1 protein-coding gene is annotated in these 305 nt (G+C 43.9%); it reads right to left on the bottom strand.

The features are described 5' to 3' along the window. Positions 1–305 (bottom strand): reverse transcriptase domain-containing protein (locus ACEN4L_RS13530; RefSeq protein WP_407097771.1); only part of this gene is annotated, 305 nt, incomplete at both ends.

Genomic DNA, 305 nt, shown 5'->3' with positions numbered 1-305 from the left:
CAGATTCATCAGTCGGTCATGGTTAACTGTGTCAAAGAACTTCTCTAGATCAATGTCGACAATCCAACGGTACCCTTCGTTTATATCTCTTAGCGCTTGGGCTATAGCCATATGAGCGTTACGATTTGGACGGAATCCATAACTACTGTTGTGGAAATGTTCGTCAAAAACAGGTGTGAGAACTTGTGCAATCGCTTGTTGAATAACCCGGTCAATCACTGTCGGTATCCCCAGTAATCTGACCCCACCCGATGCTTTAGGTATCTCTACTCTTCTCACAGGTTTAGGTTGATATTGTCGTTGAC

Source organism: Desemzia sp. FAM 23988, from assembly GCF_045528365.1.
Classification (GTDB): domain Bacteria; phylum Bacillota; class Bacilli; order Lactobacillales; family Carnobacteriaceae; genus Desemzia.
Note: the sequence above shows the minus strand (reverse complement) of the source record. Positions and strands in the feature narration are given on the sequence as shown.